At 68.0% G+C, this 20,158-nt stretch carries 17 protein-coding genes; 4 read left to right on the forward strand and 13 right to left on the reverse strand.

Going from position 1 to position 20,158, the window contains the following annotated elements:
- Window positions 1-4 precede the first annotated feature (4 nt).
- The 4 genes from IE075_RS08770 to IE075_RS08785 form a co-directional block, all read right to left on the reverse strand.
- Window positions 5-316 (reverse strand): DUF3649 domain-containing protein, encoded by a 312-nt coding sequence (locus IE075_RS08770; RefSeq protein ID WP_189455492.1) that lies wholly within the window; start codon window positions 314-316, stop codon window positions 5-7.
- Window positions 317-332: 16 nt separating this feature from the next.
- The gene (locus IE075_RS08775; protein WP_189455493.1) at window positions 333-2,408 is read right to left on the reverse strand and encodes a TonB-dependent siderophore receptor; all 2,076 of its coding nucleotides are present in this window, start codon (window positions 2,406-2,408) and stop codon (window positions 333-335) included.
- A gap of 609 nt (window positions 2,409-3,017) precedes the next feature.
- Window positions 3,018-3,482 carry an EF-hand domain-containing protein gene (locus tag IE075_RS08780; RefSeq protein ID WP_189455496.1) on the reverse strand — a complete coding sequence of 155 codons (465 nt, stop codon included), beginning with the start codon at window positions 3,480-3,482 and terminating at the stop codon, window positions 3,018-3,020.
- Window positions 3,483-3,577: 95 nt separating this feature from the next.
- On the reverse strand, window positions 3,578-3,808 hold the full coding sequence (locus IE075_RS08785) for a hypothetical protein (RefSeq protein ID WP_189455498.1): 231 nt from the start codon (window positions 3,806-3,808) through the stop codon (window positions 3,578-3,580).
- A gap of 253 nt (window positions 3,809-4,061) precedes the next feature.
- Between IE075_RS08785 and IE075_RS08790 the strand changes: the two genes are divergently transcribed.
- Entirely contained in the window at window positions 4,062-4,808 is a 747-nt protein-coding gene (locus IE075_RS08790; RefSeq protein WP_229792421.1) for an EF-hand domain-containing protein, read from the forward strand.
- A 273-nt stretch (window positions 4,809-5,081) separates the two neighbouring features.
- Here the strand turns inward: IE075_RS08790 and IE075_RS08795 are convergent, their stop codons facing one another.
- Together IE075_RS08795 and IE075_RS08800 are read right to left on the reverse strand one after the other, a co-directional pair.
- The gene (locus IE075_RS08795) at window positions 5,082-5,729 is read right to left on the reverse strand and encodes a thioredoxin family protein (protein ID WP_189455501.1); all 648 of its coding nucleotides are present in this window, start codon (window positions 5,727-5,729) and stop codon (window positions 5,082-5,084) included.
- Between the two features lie 26 nt (window positions 5,730-5,755).
- Window positions 5,756-7,870: a protein-disulfide reductase DsbD family protein gene (locus tag IE075_RS08800; protein ID WP_189455504.1), complete on the reverse strand. Its 2,115-nt coding sequence runs from the start codon at window positions 7,868-7,870 to the stop codon at window positions 5,756-5,758.
- A 295-nt stretch (window positions 7,871-8,165) separates the two neighbouring features.
- Here IE075_RS08800 and IE075_RS08805 point away from each other — a divergent pair, with 295 nt between their 5' ends.
- On the forward strand, window positions 8,166-9,461 hold the full coding sequence (locus IE075_RS08805; protein ID WP_189455511.1) for a diguanylate cyclase domain-containing protein: 1,296 nt from the start codon (window positions 8,166-8,168) through the stop codon (window positions 9,459-9,461).
- A 201-nt stretch (window positions 9,462-9,662) separates the two neighbouring features.
- Here the strand turns inward: IE075_RS08805 and IE075_RS08810 are convergent, their stop codons facing one another.
- Complete coding sequence (locus tag IE075_RS08810) at window positions 9,663-10,505, reverse strand: alpha/beta fold hydrolase (RefSeq protein ID WP_189455513.1); 843 nt, start codon at window positions 10,503-10,505, stop codon at window positions 9,663-9,665.
- Window positions 10,506-10,565: 60 nt separating this feature from the next.
- Window positions 10,566-10,757, reverse strand: a complete 192-nt coding sequence (locus IE075_RS08815) for a hypothetical protein (protein WP_189455515.1) — start codon at window positions 10,755-10,757, stop codon at window positions 10,566-10,568.
- Between the two features lie 497 nt (window positions 10,758-11,254).
- Here IE075_RS08815 and IE075_RS08820 point away from each other — a divergent pair, with 497 nt between their 5' ends.
- Window positions 11,255-12,700 carry an Hsp70 family protein gene (locus tag IE075_RS08820; RefSeq protein ID WP_189455517.1) on the forward strand — a complete coding sequence of 482 codons (1,446 nt, stop codon included), beginning with the start codon at window positions 11,255-11,257 and terminating at the stop codon, window positions 12,698-12,700.
- 65 nt (window positions 12,701-12,765) lie between these two features.
- Here the strand turns inward: IE075_RS08820 and IE075_RS08825 are convergent, their stop codons facing one another.
- From IE075_RS08825 to IE075_RS08835, 3 genes are all read right to left on the reverse strand, one after another.
- A complete protein-coding gene (locus tag IE075_RS08825; protein ID WP_189455519.1) occupies window positions 12,766-15,948 on the reverse strand; it encodes a PAS domain S-box protein in 3,183 nt (1,060 codons plus the stop codon).
- 198 nt (window positions 15,949-16,146) lie between these two features.
- Window positions 16,147-17,076: an NAD(P)H-hydrate dehydratase gene (locus IE075_RS08830; RefSeq protein ID WP_189455521.1), complete on the reverse strand. Its 930-nt coding sequence runs from the start codon at window positions 17,074-17,076 to the stop codon at window positions 16,147-16,149.
- Window positions 17,073-17,837: a histidine phosphatase family protein gene (locus IE075_RS08835; RefSeq protein ID WP_189455523.1), complete on the reverse strand. Its 765-nt coding sequence runs from the start codon at window positions 17,835-17,837 to the stop codon at window positions 17,073-17,075. The genes IE075_RS08830 and IE075_RS08835 overlap by 4 nt, the downstream gene beginning before the upstream one ends.
- A 215-nt stretch (window positions 17,838-18,052) precedes the next feature.
- Between IE075_RS08835 and IE075_RS08840 the strand changes: the two genes are divergently transcribed.
- Window positions 18,053-18,910 (forward strand): NYN domain-containing protein, encoded by an 858-nt coding sequence (locus IE075_RS08840; RefSeq protein WP_189455525.1) that lies wholly within the window; start codon window positions 18,053-18,055, stop codon window positions 18,908-18,910.
- A gap of 58 nt (window positions 18,911-18,968) precedes the next feature.
- Here IE075_RS08840 and IE075_RS08845 read toward each other — a convergent pair whose 3' ends face one another.
- Window positions 18,969-19,493: a thermonuclease family protein gene (locus IE075_RS08845; protein ID WP_189455527.1), complete on the reverse strand. Its 525-nt coding sequence runs from the start codon at window positions 19,491-19,493 to the stop codon at window positions 18,969-18,971.
- A gap of 240 nt (window positions 19,494-19,733) precedes the next feature.
- Complete coding sequence (locus IE075_RS08850; RefSeq protein ID WP_189455529.1) at window positions 19,734-19,967, reverse strand: WGxxGxxG family protein; 234 nt, start codon at window positions 19,965-19,967, stop codon at window positions 19,734-19,736.
- Between the last annotated feature and the right edge of the window lie 191 nt (window positions 19,968-20,158).

Raw genomic sequence — 20,158 nt, forward strand, 5'->3', positions numbered from 1 at the left:
CTCCTTACGGCCGCAGCCCTGCATCGGGGAATGCGAGGGCGACGGCCATCATCACGACGAATGCAACGCCCGGCCGCCACCACGCACGCCATGCGGAGCGCGCAGCAAACGCGTGCAGCGCGACGAGCACCCACGGGATGAACGACAGCAGCGTGCCGGCCGCAACGCGGTCCGGTCTTGCGAACGGCAGCACCACGGCCATGCATGCGGCGAACGCATGCGCGACCGCGTAGCCGGCCACGGCCGCCGCGGCCGTGCGAACGGCCACGTCGAGCGCGTGGTGCAGCCGGGACGTACGTGACGCGGCAGTGGCCATGGTCGGCGTCCTCGAGTCAGAACCGGTAGCCAAGCGTCAGCGACACGCTGCGCGGCGGAGCGTAGAAGCCCTGCTCCCAGTACAAGCTCGCGAGGTGCTTTTCGTCGGTCACGTTGTCGACGTTGAGCGTCGCGTCCCAGCCGCTCTGGAAGCGGTAGCCGGCCATGAGGCCGAGCGTCGCGTACGTGTCCTGGCGCGTGATCACCGGTGCGCCATTGGGGAGCACGAGCGACTGCTCACGGTAGATATCGTCCTGCCAACGGGCAATCGCACCGAGGCGAAGACCCTGCAGCTGCGACACGTTCCACACCGCCGCGGCGTGTAACGTGTTGCGCGGCACGTAGGTGCGCGCGGTGTTGCCGTCGCGGTCTTCGATATCGACATGCGCAAAGCCGGCCGACAGGGCTACTCCCTCGGCGGGGCTGCCGCTGACTTCGAGTTCATAGCCTTCTGACACCGCATCCTCACCCGCGTAGTACGAGCGGAAGTTCACGAGGTCGTAGCCCGCGTATTCGGCGAGGTTGTCCTGGTGCACGCGGAACACCGCGGCCGATGCGTTGAGGCGGCCGCCGAACCACTCACCCTTCGCGCCGATCTCGGCGTTGTCGCCCTCGATCGACGGCAGCGTGCGGCCGTCGATATCGAGCTCGGTCTGCTGCGCGAAGATCTCGCCGTAGCTCGCGTACAGCGACACGCTGTCGCTCAGGTCCCACACGGCGCCGACGAACGGGTTCGTCGCGTCTTCCTTGGTGTCCTTCGGCTCGCCGTAGCCGATGCCCGAGCTGCGCACGCGCGCGTAGTTCGCACCGGTGATCAGCTTGAACGTGTCGTTAAGGTTCCAGCGCGCGGTGGCATAGACGCTCTCGCGCTTGAACGTGAAGTCCGAGCCGTCGGAGGACGCATTGAACGTCGGCTTCGGGTACGCGCCGTTCCACTGCTCGAGTGGCGCGGGCAGCGGCGTGCCGATGTCGTTGCCGTACCACGAGGTCTCGACCATGTCGCCCTGGCTCCAGCTCGCACCGATCACCAGGTCATGCTCGTGGCCACCCAGCGTGAAGCCACCCGCTGCGCGCACGTCCAGATGATGCGCGCGCCAGTCGCCCTCGTAATCGGACGGATACGCGAACAGGCCTGCGCCCGTTTCGCGATCCGGCGTGCCATACACGTAGAAGATCTGCGTCTCTTCGGTCGCGTGTTCGAAGTTGTACGCCGCACGCAGCTCCCAGTCCGCGCCGATGCCGTGCGCAATTTCCACGAACGCGCGCGTGTCCTCGGTGTCCCAGTACGACCAGTCCGACGCGGTGCTCGTGCTCACGTCGTAGTCGGTCGGCGTGCCGTCGGTGTAGTACAGCGGCAGCGCGCCCCACAGCGGGCTGTCGGCGTCGTTGCGCTGGTGCGAGACGCCTGCCGTGAACAGCGTGCGCTCGCCGAGGTCGGCCTCGATCACGCCGTAGCCGATCGCCTTGGTGTGCTCGAAGCGATCGAGATAGCTCGCGCTCGACTCGCCGGCCAGCACCGCACGCCCGCGCGCCGCGCCGTCCTGCGTGAGCGGGCCGGAGGCATCGACTTCCGCGCGTACGCGGTCCCAGCTGCCGAGCGTGAGCGATGCGCGGCCCTGCGCAGAGGCGGTCGGCCGCTTGCGCACGAAGTTCACCGTGGCCGACGGATTGCCCGTAGCCGACATCAGCCCGTTCGCGCCGCGCAGCACCTCGATGCGGTCGAACGTCGCCGTATCCACGTCGCCGTTCTGGATGCCGTAGGGCAGCGGCATGCCGAGGCCGTCGCGCTGGAAGTTCGTGATGTCGAAGCCGCGCGCCGTGTAATAGGTGCGCCCGGTCTCCACGCGCTCGACGTTGACGCCCGTGGTGAGCGCCAGCACCTCATTGATGTTGTCGAGCTCGAAGTCCTCGATCTGCTCGCGCGTGACGACGCTGATCGACTGCGGCGTCTCGCGCGGTGTGAGCACCAGGCCGGTCGATGCCGACGACTCGCCCGCCGTGTACGGCGTAACCCGGGTGCCCGAGACCACGACGCGGTCGAGATCAGTCGCGGCGGCGGCCGCGGGCTCTGCGTACGCAGGCAGCGCTGTCATTGCAGTCAGCAGCCCGACCACGAGGGGGCGACGCACAGGGGTCGTGCGGATCGACGAAGGCCGGGGCAGGGCAAGGCGGGGCGAAGCAGCGGAGGCGTTCAACGCAGGGTCCAAGGGAAGGCGCGGTGGCCGAGGCGGCGCAGCTTACGGCAAATGAAAGTCATTCGCATCCGCATTTGGAGGGCGGAGTGGCGTGGTCTGCGGTGCGGCCTCGTGCGGGCCAGTCAGGTGGCTGCCCCGCCGGCCCCGCGCATGGCGGGAGGCTCCACGCCTCGTGCCTGAGCTGCATCGTCGTGGGTCCGTCATCCGGGGCGCCCACGGCCGCGGCAGAGGCACCTTCTGCCGCGGTGAGGCTCAATAGGGCTCGACGCATCTCGCGCCCCTTCATCGCGCCGCACGCGTCCCTTGTGACGTCGTGCTTTGAACACCGCACCTTGTGCATAAACGAAAATGCCCCGGCCAAAAGCCGGGGCATCGAGCGTCGCAAGTCAGCGGTTGCCTAGGCGCGCGATTGCGAACGGTGCGCCCGTCGACACGCGTGCTGCGCTGCAGCCATCGGTACCGCGTCTGCCTGCTGCAAGCACTGCGTCACGCGGGGCATGTTCAAACTCAGCGGTAGACCCAGCCCACCACCTCGTCGAAGCTCAGCTTGGCATCACCGGACACGTCGAGTTCCTTAAAGCGCTTGGACAGGCGTCCGACAGCGGTGCCTTCCTTCGCAGTCGTGTCGATCTCGGCGCTCGTCAGGTAACCGTCATCGTTGAGGTCGACCAAGCCAAAATCGATGTTGTTTTCCGCCTTCAGCGCAGAGCCTGCGGTGGGCCAGGAGATCACGACCACCGGGCCACGCGGCGTGTCGAGCGTGACCGTTTCAACGCCCTCGAGCATCTCCACCGGAATCACCTGCCGGACGGCGGGCCCGTTCGGCCCCATCGACACGGTCGTGCCTGTCGATACGAGCGGCTTGATCTGCTTGGTGGCCTCCTGCTGCGCCTGCGCCTGCGCACCGGCCGTGCCGGCGGCGAAGCAAAGGGTCATTGCGGCGCTGAGGCCGAGCAAAAATTTGTTTTTCATGGAGATCTCCTGGTTTGGTTGATTGGTAGGGTCGCTGCATGATTTCCAGGCGTTGCGACGATCTCATCGAGCATCTGGTATGGCCAGATTCTGTTTTAGCCGAACCAATTAGCGCCGCTGTCGAACTCCTTCTCATCGAGCAGCATGACGAACGCGCCTTCGCCGAGCTCCGTGTCGCTCAGCATGCCGTCACGGTTCGAATTCCATTCAAAGAATGCATCGCCATTTTGTTTCCATGCGTCTCCGCCTGAGTTGAATTCGACGCTCGACAGCAGGCCGTTGTCGTCGAGATCACCGCCAATCCAATCCTGCTTTTCAAGGACCACTTGCAACTCGTCATTGCCGAGCTTGCGGTTTCATCCATATCCCAATTGGCAAAGCTGACTGCGCCTTCATCCCTAGCCGAAGGACCTACTAGCGCATCCGGTAATGAATCCGGCAGCGGGGCGCTCGCCCTGATATTTATATTCATTGCGATCTTATTCTCTACTTGAACTAAAAATCGAGCACTCGTTAAAAAATACCGTACAGCTCTTCTGATACTAAAAATGTCCGAGTACACAGCACGTGCAAGCGGCTGTGTCGTATCGCATTCAGTTGCGTAAAGGCGTGACCACGAAGCTAGCTGATGAGCCATATCTGAAACGTTATTCATTGCATGAGTTTGCTTATTTTTCGCAGATTTCATGCGCGACGCACGGTCATGTGTTGACTATGGAAAAGCGGTTTATCGCTTTGCCGAGTCCGCATCAGTCAATCAACAGGGAGATATTCATGAAAACTACATCTGCCTTAAAAGCACTCACCGCCTCCTTGCTCATCGCGCTCGCTGCGGGCTGCGCCCAGGAAGAGGGTGTCGCGGAGGAAGCTGTTGTCGCCGATGCTGCGCCGGCTGCCGGAGTCGGGACCGACGCCGTTGTCGAGCCTGTGGTAGGTGCCGATCCGGCACTGGCAGGAGCGGGAGTTGGCGGCGAGGCCCGGGCCGAGCGCGCGAACTTCGGCGCATGGGATACGAATGCCGACGGCATGCTCGACAACAATGAGTTCCGTTCCCGCTTCAACGACGGCGGCTGGTACGGCGATTGGGACGGCGACCGCAACGGTCAGCTCACGAACGAGGAGTTCGGCACCGTCAACACCACCTGGGGTCAAGCGCCGGAAGGCGTGGAGACGAACAGCTTGTTCGGCACCTGGGACGCGGACAAGGACGGAATGCTTGCCAATGACGAGGCAGCCACTGGCGCGTTCTCGGCGTGGGACAGGGACCGGAACAACATGGTCGACACCAACGAGTTCAACGCCGGGATCAACTGGTTCGGGCGCTGACGCGTTGTCATGATCGCGCTGGCCGCAGGGTATGCCTTGCGGTCAGCGACCGCGTGCGTGCCTAGGGTCGATTATCTGTGGGCGGGCGCGGTCGACACGCGCCAGGGCGGGCCTTTGTTGCCTAAACATATGCGTCGAACGTGGCGGACGTAGCCCGCATCTGCGTCAACGTGCCGGTTTACAACGGCAGTGATGCAACCTGTCTGCTGGACCGCGCCGCAAGATGAGCTTGCTCCGGGACGGCGCTGCCGCCCCGGAGCACCGTGCGCCTTGTCAGTACTTGACCGAGCAGCCGTACGGGCGCGTCACCGACACGCTGACCGGCTTGCCGGCCGACAGTTCCGCGAGTGCCTGCGGCACGTACTGCGTGGCCTTCGCGATGTCGTCGGCATTGGCGCTCTGGATGCTGTCGATGCCGCCTGCATAACGCAGCACGCCCTTGGGATCGATGACGTACATGTGCGGCGTGGTCTTCGCGCCGTACGCGCGGCCGGTGGCGCCGGTCGGGTCGAGCAGGTAGGCGGTCTGCACGGCGCGGGCGTCTTTGCGGACCTTCTCGGCCGCAGCGCCGTCGACGTTGCCCTGCTTGCCAGGCGCGGACGAGTTGATGCTCAGCCAGACGACGCCATCGGCCGTCGCCTTGCGCTGTTGCGCCTGCATGTTGCCGGAGCCGTAATGCTTCTTGACGAACGGGCACTCGTGGTTCGTCCATTCGAGCACGACGGTCCTGCCGGCGTAGTCGGCGAGCGCATGCTTCTTGCCGGTCGAATCGACGAGCTGGAAGGCCGGGGCAGGCTGGCCGACCGTTGCGGCCGAGGCCGCGGCCGTCGCGTTGGCTGCAGCGGTGGCGTCGGGGGCGGCGCAGGCCGTCATGGAAACGGCAGCGAACATGACGGCAGTGGCGAGCAGTGAAGCTTTCATCGGTCGGTCTCCTGGGGTCGGGAACGTCACATGGAGCGGATCGCGTCGGCCACGCCGTCCGCGGTCAGCAGCTGCGGCAGCACGCGGGGCGCGCCACCATCGGCGGGATAGAGCACGTATAGCGGCACGCCGTTGCGGCCGTAGCGCTGGAGATAGCGCGTGATCGCCTCGTCGTTCCGGGTCCAGTCGCCCTTGAGGTAGGCGACGTCGCGCGCGGCGAGCGCCTCGCGCACGGCGTCGGTGGACAGCGCCGTGCGTTCGTTCGCGAGGCAGGTGATGCACCACGCGGCGGTCATGTTGACGAGCACCGGCTTGCCGGCGGCGCGCAGTTCGGCCAGGCGCTGCTCGCTCCACGGCTCGCCGAGGCCGTCGGCGCTGCGTGCCTGTTGTGGCTCGACGGCGGCCGGCGCCGCGGCCAACGGCAGGCCGATCGCGACCACGAGCGCCGCCGCCGATACGACCGCCGCGCCCACTCGCAGCGTGGGCGAGCGCATCGCAGGCCGGCGTCCGAGCAGCCAAAGCGCGAACGCGAGGGCGGTGAGGGCCGCCAGCAACCACGCCATGCCCAGCGGTGACGTCTGCTCGCCGTAGACCCAGAGCAGCCACACCACCGTCAGATACAGCGGGAACGCGAGGAACTGGCGGAAGCCCTCCAGCCAGGGGCCTGAACGCGGCAGTGCGCGCGCCAGCGCCGGCACGAACCCGAGCAGCAGCATGGGCGCCGCGAGGCCCAGGCCGAGCGCGACGAACACCGACAGCGCGGCGGCGGCCGGCTGCGCGAGTGCCCAACCGAGCGCCGTGCCCATGAACGGTGCGGTGCACGGGCTTGCCACGACGACGGCGAGCGCGCCGGTGAAGAACGAGGCGCGTGCGCCCTGGCCTTCGGTCAGTGTCTGCCCGGCGCCCATGAGCCGGCCGCCGAACTCCCAGACTCCGGAGAAGGACAGCGCCATCGCGAACAGCAGCAGGGCGACCGCCGCGACGAAGCGCGGCTCCTGGAGCTGGAAGCCCCAGCCGAGTTGCTGGCCGCCGGCACGCAGTGCGATCAGCACGCCGGCCAGCAACACGAACGTCGCGACGATGCCGAGCGCGTACCACAGGCCGTGGCGGCGCAACTCGGCGCGGTCGTCGGCCGAGCCCAGTGCACCCATGGCCTTGATCGACAGCACCGGGAACACGCAGGGCATGAGGTTGAGGATCAGTCCGCCGATAAACGCGAGCAGCAGCGCCGGCAGCAGGCTGAGCGGTTCGACTGCGTCGCCGCCTTCAGGCGCCGCGCCGACCGGCGCGGCGGCCGCGGTCGCCGCCGTCGCCGTGCCGGCGCCGGAATTGCCCCCGGCGACCCGCCACGCCACCCCGTCGCCGTCCACGCCGACCAGGGCAATCTGCGCAGGCAGCGCCGTGAAGTACTCGCTTTTCGGCCAGCGCCCCTGCCAACCCTCGGCTGTGCGCTGCCACTGCGGCTGCGCGCCATTGGCGACGATTTCAGGCGTTTCGGGAAACCACTGCCACTGGGCAGGCTCGGTTGCGCCGTCGAGGCCAGCGAGTGTCAGCGTGATCGCGCCGGCGTCTTCGACCACCTCGAGCGTCGCGGGTGTCGCTCGCGGCTGGTCCGCGCGCGCCGCGGCGAAATCGCTCGCCCAGCGCGAATCGGCAGCTGCGTTAGACGCGACCGGCAACTCGAATGCGTGCTCGGCTTTGCCCGGAATGCATTCAACCTCGCAGATGAGCCAGTTCGCCGACGCGCGCACCGGCAGCGTCGAGGCCGCGTAGTCGGCCGGCACCTTGATCGAGATCGGCAGCAGCCGGCGGTCGCCATAACCGAAGTTGACGATGTCCGAGAGCGTGAAGCGCTGCGGATGCGGCCACGCGATCGGCGCGGCGACGACGCCGTCGGGCAACGAGAGTTTGATTTCAGTCGGCAGCCCGGAATCGCCCGGGTTGCGCCAGTAGGTGTGCCAGTGCGGGTCGTGTTCGAGCAGCAGCCCGAGGGTCAGGGTTTCGCCCGGCACCGCCGCGGTCGATTCGGCCACCAGCCGTGATTGCAGGTGATCGGTCTGCACCGGCGGCGATGCGGCCCAGGCGAGAGCCGGCGCCAGCAACGCGGTGAGCTGGATCAGCAGGGCCAGCGAGCGGGTCATCCGGGCGGCGCTCCAGGTGCGTCTGCGAGCGGCTGTCGGGCGGTGTGCCCACAACAGGAGACGGCTGCAGAGCGGGTATCAACATGGAGGCTAATCGGCCCATCCGCCTTCACCACCTGCCAAAGGTCAGGGGGGAGGCCCCGTTCCGCGCCGCCTGTTCATCGTAGGCGGGCGCCCTGGGTGAGCATGGCCGCGCAGCGCGAGCGTGGCGGCAGGGCGGTCCGCCTTCGCGCTGTCCAGCCATGTCGGTGCGCACGATGGCCCATCACCGCGGTGGCGTTGCACGGAGCCGGTTGTGAATCACTCGCCCAAGCCCTTCGATCCGCAGCACCCGTTTGCCCTCATGGTCGAACGGGTGCGCGATTACGCCATCTTCCTGATCGACCTGGACGGTCGCATCTCCTCGTGGAACCCGGGGGCTGCGCAGATGAAGGGGTATCAGCCCGCCGAGATCATCGGCCGGCCGTTTGGCGTCCTGTACCCCGAAGAAAGTCGCAAGGCGGGTATTCCGGAGCAGAACCTCGCCGAGGCCTGCCGCGACGGCACGTACGCGGACGAAGGCTGGCGTCGGAAGAAAGACGGCTCGATGTTCTGGGCGCTCATCGAGATCATCAAGATCACCGATGCCGACGGCGTCCACAGCGGCTACTGCAAGATCACGAAGGACCTCACGCAACGAAAGCTGCTTCAGGACGAGCTGCGCCGCGAAAAAGAGCGGGCGCAGGTCATGCTCAACGCAATCGGCGATGCGGTGCTTTCGGTCGGTCCGGACGGCAGGATCGAGTTTCTCAACCCGAAGGCCGAGCAGCTGTCCGGCTGGACCACCGAGGCACTTCAAGGCCACGACTTCACCGAGCTGCTGATCCTCGACCAGACGCCCGACGAGTCCGGTCAGGCCCTGATCGCGCAGTTGTGCCAGGGGCAGATGTTTTCGGAGGAATGTCCCGCGGTGCTGAAGACGCGCAATGGCGCGCGCTGCGTGATCGACGGCGTGGCCGCGCCGATCCGGGACGCATCGGGCGGCAACGCGGGCTGCGTCATCGTGTTCCGTGACGTGACGCAAACGCGCGAGCACATGGCGGCGCTCAGGCACCAGGCCACGCACGATGCACTGACGGGGCTGGTGAACCGTGCGGGGTTCGACGAGCGGCTGCAGCGGTCGATCGATCGCGTGGAGGCGAGTTCGACATCGAGCGCGTTGATCTACATCGACCTCGACGGCTTCAAGGCGGTCAACGACTCGGCCGGGCACCAGGCGGGCGATGAGCTGTTGCGCCGCCTCGGCGAAGTGCTGTCGGCGCAGATCCGCGAGCGCGACACGCTGGCGCGGCTCGGCGGCGATGAGTTCGCGCTGCTGCTCGATGGCTGCACGCGGAGCATCGCGCAGGTCGTTGCGGAGAAAGCGCGCAGCGCGATCGACGAGTTCACGCTGAGCTACAACGGGCGCAGCTTCAACGTCGCTGCGAGCATCGGCATCACGATGATCGACCTGGAGGACACGGCGCTCGACGTGCTCCAGCGCGCCGACCAGGCGTCCTACGCGGCGAAGTCGAGCGGCGGTAACCGGGTGCATTTTCCCCGGTTGAACTGACGCTTGGCAGCGCCTGAATGTCGAAGGAGGGATCGGGCGTTGCGGTGGGCGTCCGCCTGCCCGTGCGCGTGGCAGGGCCTTGTTGACGTGCGCCGTCCCGGTGGTCTCGGTTGCAGCCACGGATCGCCGCCTCTTTTGCCAGGCGAGCCGGCGGTGTGCACTCGGGTTTACTGACCCAAGAGCGCCGTCGCGCTTGGCGCTCTACCGCGCTCCGGCCTTGCCGCTCGCTTGATCCGCGACTGCACGGATCGCATCAGCGACGGCTGCCGGGTTTTCGCGGTGGATGTTGTGGCCGGTGGCGAGATAGCGGTGCGTGCCCTGCGAGAAACCCGCGAACAACGTGGCGTGCTGCGCTTTCCAGAGCGACTTGCCCCGCGCGGTCTCCTCGAAAACGAAGGGCTCGTCTGCGACCGCGGTCGAGGTTAACAGTGCCACCGGCAGGTCCGGCATGGCGCGCGGCAGGGCCGCGTCCGCGCTGTCGAGCTGCGCGATCAGGTTCGTATAGTCGGCGCCCATCGAGGGCGGAAGCATTTCCAGCAACGCCCGGTCGTCGGCGAGCACCCGGTCGCGATCCGCCGCGAGAAACGCATGCCGCTGCTGCATCGTGGAGGGGTCGACGAGCACCAGCCCGCTCAGACGATTGGGATACTTGCGCGCAAACTCCGTGGCCAGCAGTCCGCCGTACGAGTGGCCGACCAGAACCACCTTGCGGTCCGGCGCCAGCGAGTCGATGACGGCGCCCAGGTCCTGCAGATGCTCGTCGATCCGCTTCGGCGCTCCGTCCGTTGTCGACCCACCGAGCCCGGCGCGCCCGTAGGCGATGCAGCGGCAGTCGGGACCCAACTGGGCGATGACATCCTTCCACACGCCGGCGCCCTGTCCGAAGCCGGACTCGAAGACGACCGCCGTGGCCCCGTCTCCGTGCTGCTCCGCCTGCAACGCATACGCCGGGCGCTGCACCTGGGTCTCGCCTGCATGGGTCACCGCTGCGGCAAGCAGGGCCACCACCAGCACGGCGGTTCGTCTCGTCAGTTGCTTGCTCATGTCGATCCCGATGCGAGTGGATTCCGGGTCTTGCGGCGCTGCGTCAGCGGGTCAGCATGCTCAGCCGAAGCGCAGGCGCGGCGCCGCCCGATACGGGGCGTAGCGCGCACTCGGCGCGTAGCCGCTGCTCGAGCCATAACCGACGCCGAGACCGCGTTCGCGCTGCGCGGGGCGGGCGACCAGAGGAGCGACGGCGCTGCGGTTCTGCGGGCGCGGAAGGTGGGTGGAAAACAGGGTGATGAGCAGGTTCATGAGCGGGTCCAGAGCGGGAGTGATTTGGTGTGTTGGTAGAGTACAACACCAACATTCTTCCGCAATAGGCCGGAAGTCACGTCGTCGCCCAGCGCCATTCCTCCGCTTCCCGGGCCTGCGATGGTCCGGTCGCATGTCCCGGGCTGTGCATGGCCTGCGATAGCCGCTGGGCAGCCCGCCTCGACCGTTCGAGCGCGTGGTCGACAGCCGCGAAGTCGGGGCGGCATGGTGGTCGCGGGTATGCGATTCGCGCCGGCCCTGCCACGGGCTGCCTAATCGCGACCCCAGCGTCAACGACGAGCTGAAGGCCCCCGCTACGCACGTTCCGTGCCGCTGCGTCTCGACCGGCGCCGGCGCTTCGATGCACGAGACCGATCCCCGGCGGCCCGGTTGCAGCAACCGCCAAGGCGGCGGCTTGCACGGGGCAGCCGGGGCCGATCAAATGCGCGGCCACGCGGCGCGTGGCGAGCCTTCGACCACATCAGAACCGGAACACCATGCGCATCGGAATCGACTTCGGAACGAGCTACTCCGCGGCGGGCGCCGTCGTCGACGGGCAGCTGCAACTCGTCCGCTTCGGAGACGAGCACCAGTTCCGCACGACGGTCTACTTCCCGCTGCGGCTGCCCGACATCCGGCACTTCGAGCTCACGCCCGAGCTCGAGCGCGAGGCCTCGCTGATCGCGGCGCGCGCGACGGCCTACCAGCGCGAACAACTCGACCGCGCGCGGCAGGCGCGGGCCGCCGCGATGCGCGAGCCCGAAGGCCGCCGCGAGCACGCGCTCGCGATGATCCCGACGCCGGTCGAGCAGACCCCTGAGCAGATCCGCGCGTCTTCGATCCAGGCCGTGCGCCGGCAGTGGATGGCCGAGCAGGCGCGCCTTGCGCGGGAAGAGACGGGGCTCGATCTGCAGAACGCGCTGTACGGCGACGAGGCCACCGATGCGTATGTGGACAGCGGCACGGGCCACCTCGTTGTGTCGCCGAAGTCGATGCTGGGCTATCGCCTCAGCGGCTCGGCGCGCGACACGCTGCTCGGCATCACCACGCACATCCTGCGCCACATCCGGACGACAGCCTCGGCGCAGTTCGGCACCGAGGTGCGCTCGGCGGTGCTGGGCCGCCCGGTGCGGTTCCGCAGCAGCATGCAAGAGGCCGGCGGCGTCCAGGCGCAGCAGATCCTCATGGACGCGGCGCATGCGGCGGGGTTCGAGGCGATCGAGTTCCTGCAGGAGCCGGCCGCCGCCGCGATTGGCTTCCACCGGCAGACGCAGTCGCCGCGGCGCGTCATGGTCGTCGACATCGGCGGCGGCACGACCGACCTCGCGCTTGCCAACGTCGGCGGCCCGACGCCGGCGCCGACGATCCTCGGCGCCTGGGGCGAGCCGGTCGGCGGCACCGACGTCGACATCGAGCTCAGCATGCGCGCGCTGATGCCGCTGTTCGGCAAGGGCGTCACGCGTACGCCGGTGCACCATTTCTACGAGGCGTCCGCCGCGCAGGACTTCGAGCGCCAGGCGAACTTCAGGCGCACGGTGTTCCGCGACGTCGACGCGCCGTTCGACCGCCGCCTCGAGCGCCTGCAGGCCACGGGGCACACGGTCCGCCTCAACCGCGCGGTCGAAGGCGCGAAGATCCGGCTCAGCGCGGACACGGTGGTGAACGTCGAGCTCGACTACATCGAAGACGGCTTGCGCACCGAGGTGCAGCGGCCCCAGGTGGACCAGGCGGCGAGCCGCTTCCTGTCGCTGCTTAGGACGCTGATGCGCGGGGCGCTGCGGGAGATGCAGGCGCCGCCCGAGGCCGTCTACCTCACCGGCGGCATGTCGCGTTCGCCGTACATCCGCGATGCAGTCGCCGTCGAACTGCCGGGCACCGACATCGTGCAGGGCAATGCGTCGCTCGGCGTCGTGACCGGCCTCGCGTACGCGGCGTCGGACTGAGTCCTTGCGATCGGCATGACGCGCGGCCTGCAGCCACGCTGTGGGCTCGGAAGGTGCGGCGCGCCCTAGCGACGCACCGCCGCGAGCAGCCCCGCGAGCACGAATGGATCGATCGGCTTGACCAGGTGATGGTCGAAGCCGGCCGCGGCCGTGCTTTTCCGATCCGACTCCTGGCCGTACCCGGTGATCGCGATCAGCACCGCGTCGCGCGTCTGCTCGCTTGCGCGGAGCCGGCGCGCGAGTTCGTTGCCGTCCATGTCGGGCAGGCCGATGTCGAGCAGGCACACGTCGGGCCGCTCGGCCAGCGCACGTTCCAGGCCCGTGCGCGAACCGTGTTCGATCGTGACCGTATGCCCGGACGCCTCGAGGAACAGCTGCAGCATGCTCGCCGCGTCCTCGTTGTCGTCGACGATCAGCACGCGCAGCGGCTGCCCAGGCGAGGGCAGGGCCGCATTGTCGCGCGTGCGCGTCGGCGCCGGTGCGCCCGGCGGCCTCGGCAGGCGCACCGTGAACTCGCTGCCCGCACCGGGCCCGACGCTTGCGGCCGCCACCGTGCCGCCGTGCAACTCGACGAGGCTCTTGACCAGCGCAAGCCCGATGCCCAAACCGCCCTGGCTGCGGTCGGAGGTCTGTTCGGCCTGGGAGAACAGGGTGAACGCGCGATCGAGCATGTCGCTGGACATGCCGATGCCGTCATCGGCGACGGTCACCGACACGTGCGTGTCGTCGATGTCGATCGTCAAGGCAATGCGGCCGCCCTCGGGGGTGTATTTCGCCGCGTTGTTGAGCAGGTTCGTGAGCACCTGCACGAGTCGCTTCGGATCGCCGAACACCTCGGCGTCGCCCGGCGGCGACTGCACGGTCAGGTGATGCCGGCGCGCTTCGATCAGCGGCCGGACCTGCTCGATCGCGCTGGATGCCGCGGACTTGAGGTTGACGCGTTCCTTGTCGAGAACGGTCAGGCCTCGCGTGACGCGTGAGACATCGAGCAGGTCGTCGACGAGCCCGGTCATGTGCTTGACCTGCCGAGAGATGACGCCGCTGGTCTCGCGGATGCGGGTCTCGTCGATCGACGGCATCGACAGCACGTCCGCCGCCGCGCGAATCGGCGCGAGCGGATTGCGCAACTCGTGCGCGAGCATCGCGAGGAACTCGTCTCGACGCCGCACCGCATCGTTGAGTTCCTGCTCGATGCGCTTGCGCTCGGAGATGTCGCGGAAGAACACGACGAGCCCCCCGGTGGCAAGCCGGTACGGCCGGATCTCCAGCCAGTGGGGCTCGCCCGTGCGCGGCGCGTGCAGGTACTCGAAGGTTTCATGCACGCCCGTAGCGAGCACACGCTGGTACAGCGGCTCCAGCGGGCTGCCGACGGCCTCCGGTATCGCCTCCCAGTGGTTACGGCCGATCATTTCCGGTCGGCTTTGACTGACGAGTCGCGCGCCGATTTCGTTGATGTCCTGGATGACCCAGTCGGGGCTTAACAGCGCGAACCCCTCTTCCATGCTGTCAAAGATCGCGCGGCTGAGGTCTCGTTCGGCGCGTAACGCGCCCTTGGCCGCGGCGGCTTCCGCGGCCAGCAGAATCTGCTGCGCGACAGCGCTGGACAACTGGGTTTCTCCGTCCTGCCAGCGGTGGGGCTGCGACTTGTGGATCGCGACCACCAGCTTCAGGCGGCCCGCCCTCATGATCGGCACCGCAAGCTCCGCGCGCACGCCCCGGGCGATGAACGATCCGGCCTGGGCCGCGGTGCGCGGGTCCTCGGTCACGTCGTGATTGACCACCGTGCGGCCCTCGCGCAGGTCCGCGATGTGCGGTCCACCGAAGTCCGACATCTTCAGCGTCTCGCCCGCGAGCCCGCCGCACGTGTCGGCGGTCCAGTCGCGAATCACGAGCAGGCTGTCGGGGCCGGTGACTTCGCAGTAGATCACCCGCGCAGCCTGCAGCCGGCGCCCCAGCATCTCGCTGGTGACGTCGATGATCTCGTCCGGGGTGTCCAGAGTGCGGATCGCCTCGGACAGCTCCAGCTGGAACGCCTGGCTCTGCGCCGTCTCGCGCAACTGGCGGTCGGCCTCCTTACGCTCGTGGATATCGACCGAGGTGCCGAACCAGCGCAGGATCTGCCCGGTCTGCGGGTCGCGGTACGGCTCGGCCTGCACCTGGAACCACTGGTAATCGCCCGATACCGAGCGGATGCGGTGCTCGACGGCGAACTGGCGGCCGGTGCGGCAGGCCTCGTTGAACCGCTGCATCGTGATCGCGACATCGTCGGGGTGGACGTGATCCGCCGCGATCTGCGCGGCCGTCGTGGCAACGTGGGGCTGGCCGGTGTAGAGCGTCCATTGCCGGTTGAGGAATTCGGCGCGGCCCTCGGCATCGGTGGTCCACACGATGATCGGCACCGTATCGGCCATCGTGCGGAACAGCATCTCGCTGTCGCGCAGCGAATGTTCGGCGGCCTTGCGCGCGGTGATGTCGGCAATGACGCCGGCCATGCGGATCGGGCTGCCGTGCTCGTCGTAATACGTGCTGCCGGTGCAGCCGATCCAGTGGATCGAGCCGTCCGACCAGCGCACGCGCACCTCGACCGACAACTTGCCGGTGTCGACGGCCTCGACCATGGCCTCCTTCAGCGTCTGGTGGTCCTCTTGGAGGATGTGCCTGAGCGCGATCTCGAGGTTCCACTCAGGCTGGGCTTCGGAGTAGCCGAACATCTGGTCGTGGCGCAGCGACCGGGTCGACGCGGTTTCGGTGCGCGGGTCGAACTCCCACACGCCGAGGTCCGCGGCCTCAAGCGCAATGAGCAGGCGCTCCTCGCTTTCGTGGCGCAACGCCTCTTCGCGCTTGCGGGCAGTGATGTCGCGGAACAGCACGCCCACCTGCGGCTCGGGCGAACTCACAAAGCGAGCGGCCTTGACGCTGAACCACTTGCCGGTTGAGCGCGCCTGGCGCTCGAACATCGCCGACTCCCCGCTGCGTGCGACCCGCGCGTAGAGCTCGATCCAGAACGGCTCGATCGTCGGCATCACCTCGCGCACCGTGCGGCCGACGACGTTGCTCATGCCGGACTGCTGCTCGAACGCGCGATTGACTTCGACGTAGCGGAAATCGGCCGCATCGCCGTGCTCGTCGAAGATCGGCTGCACGATGAAAAAGCCGTCTTCGAGAAAATCCGCGAGCGCCCGGTACTTCGAGTCCGGCCCGTCCGCCGTCTCGGCGGGGGCATCGTTGGGGGGAGTCTGGGTGCTCAACAGGTGACTCGCACATGACCGGACGCGGAGCGCATTGTGCCAATGCCGCGGGCGCGCGGCGTTCACGGCGGCCGGTGGCGGGGCGTGCAGTGCTCGACCGGCGCGCATCAGCCGAGCCGGAAAGCGACCGCGCGCTTAATGCCACAGCGCGTTACCCGCAGGCCTGGCCCGACCGCGACGTCGTCCTCAGAACGGCGTTTATTCCGCCCGGGGCGGCGTCAGCGCATTCATCAGAGCCGGCACCTCGTCGAGCAGCTCGCGCGCGAGAAAACCGAGTGGACCGCCGAACCGCTCGGCGAGCGCATCGCCCGCGGCCGCATGCAGGTACACCCCCCAGGCAGTGGCGAGGAACGGGCTCGCGCCGCGGGCCGCCAGTCCGCCGACAATGCCCGACAGCAGGTCGCCCGAGCCCGAGGTGGCGAGCCCGACGTTGCCGTAACGGTTTACGAGCAGTGAGCCCGCCGCGTCCGCATCGAGGGACGGGCCGTCGATCACGTAGCCGGTGCCGCCCTTCATCACGCACACCGCGTTGAAGCGCCGAGCGAGTTCGATGCCGAGTTCGACCGGGCGCGCGATCACGTCGCTGCGTTCGCACGCGAGCATCTTCGCGGCCTCACCTGCGTGCGGCGTCAGGATCCGCAGCACGGGCGCCGCGGCGATCGCATCGGATTGATGCTCGAGCGCCGACAACGCGGCCGCGTCGATGACGACGGGCACCGCAGGCAGCGCGACCAGCCACTGCGCGAGCATGCGCGCCGTCGACGTGCCTTCGAGCAGGCCCGGCCCGACGACGATCGCATCCGCGCGTTCGCCCAATGAACCGAGGCGATCAAGCGCGGACGACGACAACGCGCCCGAGCGGTTTTCCGGCAGCGACACCACGCGCGCCTCGGGGACCGTGCCCGCAACCATCGGCGCTGCGCTTGCCGGCGTTGCGATCTGCAGCTTGCCTGCACCGGCGCGCAGGGCCGCGACCGCGCTGAGCACGGCGGCGCCCGGCATCTCGCCGGCTCCGGCCACGATCAGCACCCGGCCGCGTTCGTCCTTGTCCCCATCGGCCGACGGCTGTGGCAGCGGGTGCCCGAGCAGCCAGTCCCGCGTCAGCGGCACCGCGTCGTTCGCGGTCATCGCGGGCCGACCGGCACGTCAGGCTCGGTCGTGACCGGCTCGCCGGCGGCGATCAGCGGCGCGACGAAGTTGTAGCGCTCCAGCGCGAGTTTCCCGGTGTGCCCGCACGAGGGGTCGAACGTGTATCCGGTGATCGCGCAGTTCGCCACGTCTTTCTGGCGATCGATCTCGAGGATCTGCGCTTCGCTCATCTGCTCGAAGAGGTAGCGGAAGCACAGCACCGTGACCTGGTGCGCCACGATCAGGACCCGGTCGCCGCGGTATTCGCGGGTGATCGTGTCGATGACGCTGCGCAGTCGCAGGATCACGTCGCACCAACTCTCTCCGCCCGGTGGGCGGTGGTAGAACTTGCCGATCAGCGTCAGCGCGCGCGCCTGGTCGGGAAAGCGATGCTCGACGCCGAGCCGCGTGAGGCCGTCGAAAATTCCGAACTCGCGCTCGCGCAAGCGCTCGTCGTAAATGACGCGATCGCATTCGACGCCGCACTGCTGCAGCACGCGATTCATCGTCTGCCGCGCACGCACGTAGGGCGAGCACAGGAAGACATCGGGGCGCTGGTCTTCGGGCAAGTCCGCAAACCAGCGGCCCAGCGCGTCGGACTGGCGCTCGCCGAGGCACGACAGCGGCACGTCCGCATCGCGCGTCTGGTAATCGATCGAGTGTGCCTGCGCCTGTTGCGCCCGATCGCGGGCGACGTTGCCCGCCGACTCGCCGTGACGAACGATCCACAGGCGCGCCGGCCATTTCTGTGTCTGATCCATGGCCGGAGAGTGCACGCGCCGCGGAGGAGGCCGCGTCAATGCGCGGCGGATCGGGCCGAGGCGTGCCCGGTCGCCTCTCGCCCCGTTCGACGCACGCATTCGTCGGCGCGGCGACCGAGCCGTCGTCGCGCGCGGGCATCCGGCCGGGCGCGCACTTGCCTCATGCACGGTCGAGCCCTCGTAATGACGCTTGAACGCCCACCGGATATCCATCGATGAAAAGGACTGCACCACCCGCCGACGACACCCAACGCCGACTCGCGGTGCTGATCGACGCCGACAACGCGTCGCCCGCGGTGATCGAGGGATTGCTCGACGAAGTGGCGAAGTACGGGGTCGCGAGCGTGAAGCGCATCTACGGCGACTTCACGAACAACCGTGCGAACGGATGGAAGGCGGCGCTGTTGAAGCATTCGATCCAGCCTGTGCAGCAGTTCGCGTACACCTCCGGCAAGAACGCGACCGACAGCGCGCTGATCATCGACGCGATGGATCTGCTGTACACGAAGCAGTTCGACGGCTTCTGCCTCGTGTCGAGCGACAGCGACTTCACGCGCCTCGCGCAGCGCCTGCGCGAGTCGGGCATCACCGTGTACGGCTTCGGCGAGCAGAAGACGCCGGACCCGTTCGTGCAGGCCTGCGACAAATTCGTCTACACCGAAGTGCTGCGCGCTGCGCCCGAGCCGGCGGTGGCACCCGCGAAGAAGGCCGCGCGCAAGGAGGCCAAAGACACGACGCCGGCCTCGCCCGACACCGCGTCCACGGCCGCGGCAAAACCGGGCGCGGCCAAGCCCGAAGCCGGCAAGCCAAGTGGTAGGAAGGGCGCGCTCGACGCGGCGACCGTGCAGCTGATCCTGCGTGCGATCGACGAGGCGAACGACGACGAGGAGTGGGCGCACCTCGGCGCGGTTGGCAGCTACCTCACGAAGATCCGTCCGAACTTCGATTCACGCCTGTACGGCTGCAAGAAGCTCAGCGACCTGCTGCGCGCGCATCCTCAGCACTTCACGGTCGAAAACCGCCCTTCGTCGAGCGGGTCGGGCCAACAGCCGTTCGTGCGCGCGGCGGGGTAGGGGCGCACGGGGCGCAATCCGGTGGGCGAATACGGTGACCGCGCGGCGTGCCTTTGGCTCACTGCGCTTCGGTTGCAGGTGCCACAGGCGGCCCGCCGTGGATGCCGCGTCGCTCACCCGCCGCCGCGCGACCGAGCGGGCCATAAGCGCCGCGGCTCTGCGCGGCATCCAAAGCCCAGCCGTGCATCACGAGCCATTTGCCGACATCGTTGCCGTTGAGACGGCACAGTGCCACGACAGGATTCGCTTCGACGGCGCCGCGGGGGTCGCAATTGACCGAGCGGCCGTCGAGCCGGTGCGTCAGTGCGGCCGCGGCATGTTCGCCGCAAGGCCACGCAACCCCGTTCGCGTCCGCACACCGGGCATCGCGTGCAGGCGCGTCGATGCCCCAGAGCTTCACCGCGCGTCCGTTGATCACGAGCGTGTCGGCATCGACCACTGTCGGAACGCCGACGAGCCGTTGGGCGGCCGGCGGTTTCGGGCTCGGCGGTGCGGCGGTCGGGCGGTCCGTGCAGGCCGCCAGCATCAGGCACGCCACGAGCGTGACCGCACCTGACTGCACCTGCGTCGCCTGCGCTGCCATCGTCTGCTCCGGCTGTTCGCTGTCGTTCGATTACAGCATGCCGCACGGCCTGCGATGGCGGCGGATTCGTCGTCGGTGCGCGCGACGTGGCGCCGGCGTCAAGGTGCCGATACCGAATGAGCATGAACATCGACGCGCGCGAATCGCCCTGCGATAGACGAGGCTGCGGCCGGCCCGAGCGGCGCGCCCATAAAAAAAGCCCGGACAAGCCGGGCTTTCGAATACGGGTGCAGAACTTGCTTAGTGACGCGGCGCGTCGTGGCGCACGACCGTGTCATGGCGCTTGCGCGGGATCAGGCCGAGCAGGCCGAGCAGGCCCAGCAGGCCCCAGTCGAAACCGTCGTCGTCATCGCGCTCGACTTCAACGCGCTCGGCTTCCGCGGTCTCGGCGACCTGGGCGGCGACCGGCATCGAGAACGCGCCGGCCAACAGTGCGGCCGCAACGGCCGCAGTCAGTGGTTTGGATACCTTCATACGATGCTCCTGTTTGTCTGCGAGGGACTCGCGGGGCTGAACCTAGGGGCCTGCGTGTCGCGGAAGCGTCAGCAGACGCGAGCATTCGTTCATCACGCGCTTGAGGTCGTGCCGCTGCGTCACGTGTCGCGCGGCTGCCCGATCGACGGTGTTGTGCAATGCAGCCAGGTGCCTTTTCCGTGAGAGACGGA

The organism is Cognatilysobacter bugurensis (assembly GCF_014652095.1).
GTDB classification, from domain to species: domain Bacteria; phylum Pseudomonadota; class Gammaproteobacteria; order Xanthomonadales; family Xanthomonadaceae; genus Cognatilysobacter; species Cognatilysobacter bugurensis.

Coding starts and splice junctions, on each gene's coding strand:
- IE075_RS08820 (WP_189455517.1), top strand. CDS start 11,255: ATGCGCATCGGAATCGACTTCGGAACGAGCTACTCCGCGGCGGGCGCC.
- IE075_RS08775 (WP_189455493.1), bottom strand. CDS start 2,408: ATGACAGCGCTGCCTGCGTACGCAGAGCCCGCGGCCGCCGCCGCGACT.
- IE075_RS08780 (WP_189455496.1), bottom strand. CDS start 3,482: ATGAAAAACAAATTTTTGCTCGGCCTCAGCGCCGCAATGACCCTTTGC.
- IE075_RS08815 (WP_189455515.1), bottom strand. CDS start 10,757: ATGAACCTGCTCATCACCCTGTTTTCCACCCACCTTCCGCGCCCGCAG.
- IE075_RS08810 (WP_189455513.1), bottom strand. CDS start 10,505: ATGAGCAAGCAACTGACGAGACGAACCGCCGTGCTGGTGGTGGCCCTG.
- IE075_RS08840 (WP_189455525.1), top strand. CDS start 18,053: ATGAAAAGGACTGCACCACCCGCCGACGACACCCAACGCCGACTCGCG.
- IE075_RS08800 (WP_189455504.1), bottom strand. CDS start 7,870: ATGACCCGCTCGCTGGCCCTGCTGATCCAGCTCACCGCGTTGCTGGCG.
- IE075_RS08795 (WP_189455501.1), bottom strand. CDS start 5,729: ATGAAAGCTTCACTGCTCGCCACTGCCGTCATGTTCGCTGCCGTTTCC.
- IE075_RS08845 (WP_189455527.1), bottom strand. CDS start 19,493: ATGGCAGCGCAGGCGACGCAGGTGCAGTCAGGTGCGGTCACGCTCGTG.
- IE075_RS08835 (WP_189455523.1), bottom strand. CDS start 17,837: ATGGATCAGACACAGAAATGGCCGGCGCGCCTGTGGATCGTTCGTCAC.
- IE075_RS08830 (WP_189455521.1), bottom strand. CDS start 17,076: ATGACCGCGAACGACGCGGTGCCGCTGACGCGGGACTGGCTGCTCGGG.
- IE075_RS08770 (WP_189455492.1), bottom strand. CDS start 316: ATGGCCACTGCCGCGTCACGTACGTCCCGGCTGCACCACGCGCTCGAC.
- IE075_RS08850 (WP_189455529.1), bottom strand. CDS start 19,967: ATGAAGGTATCCAAACCACTGACTGCGGCCGTTGCGGCCGCACTGTTG.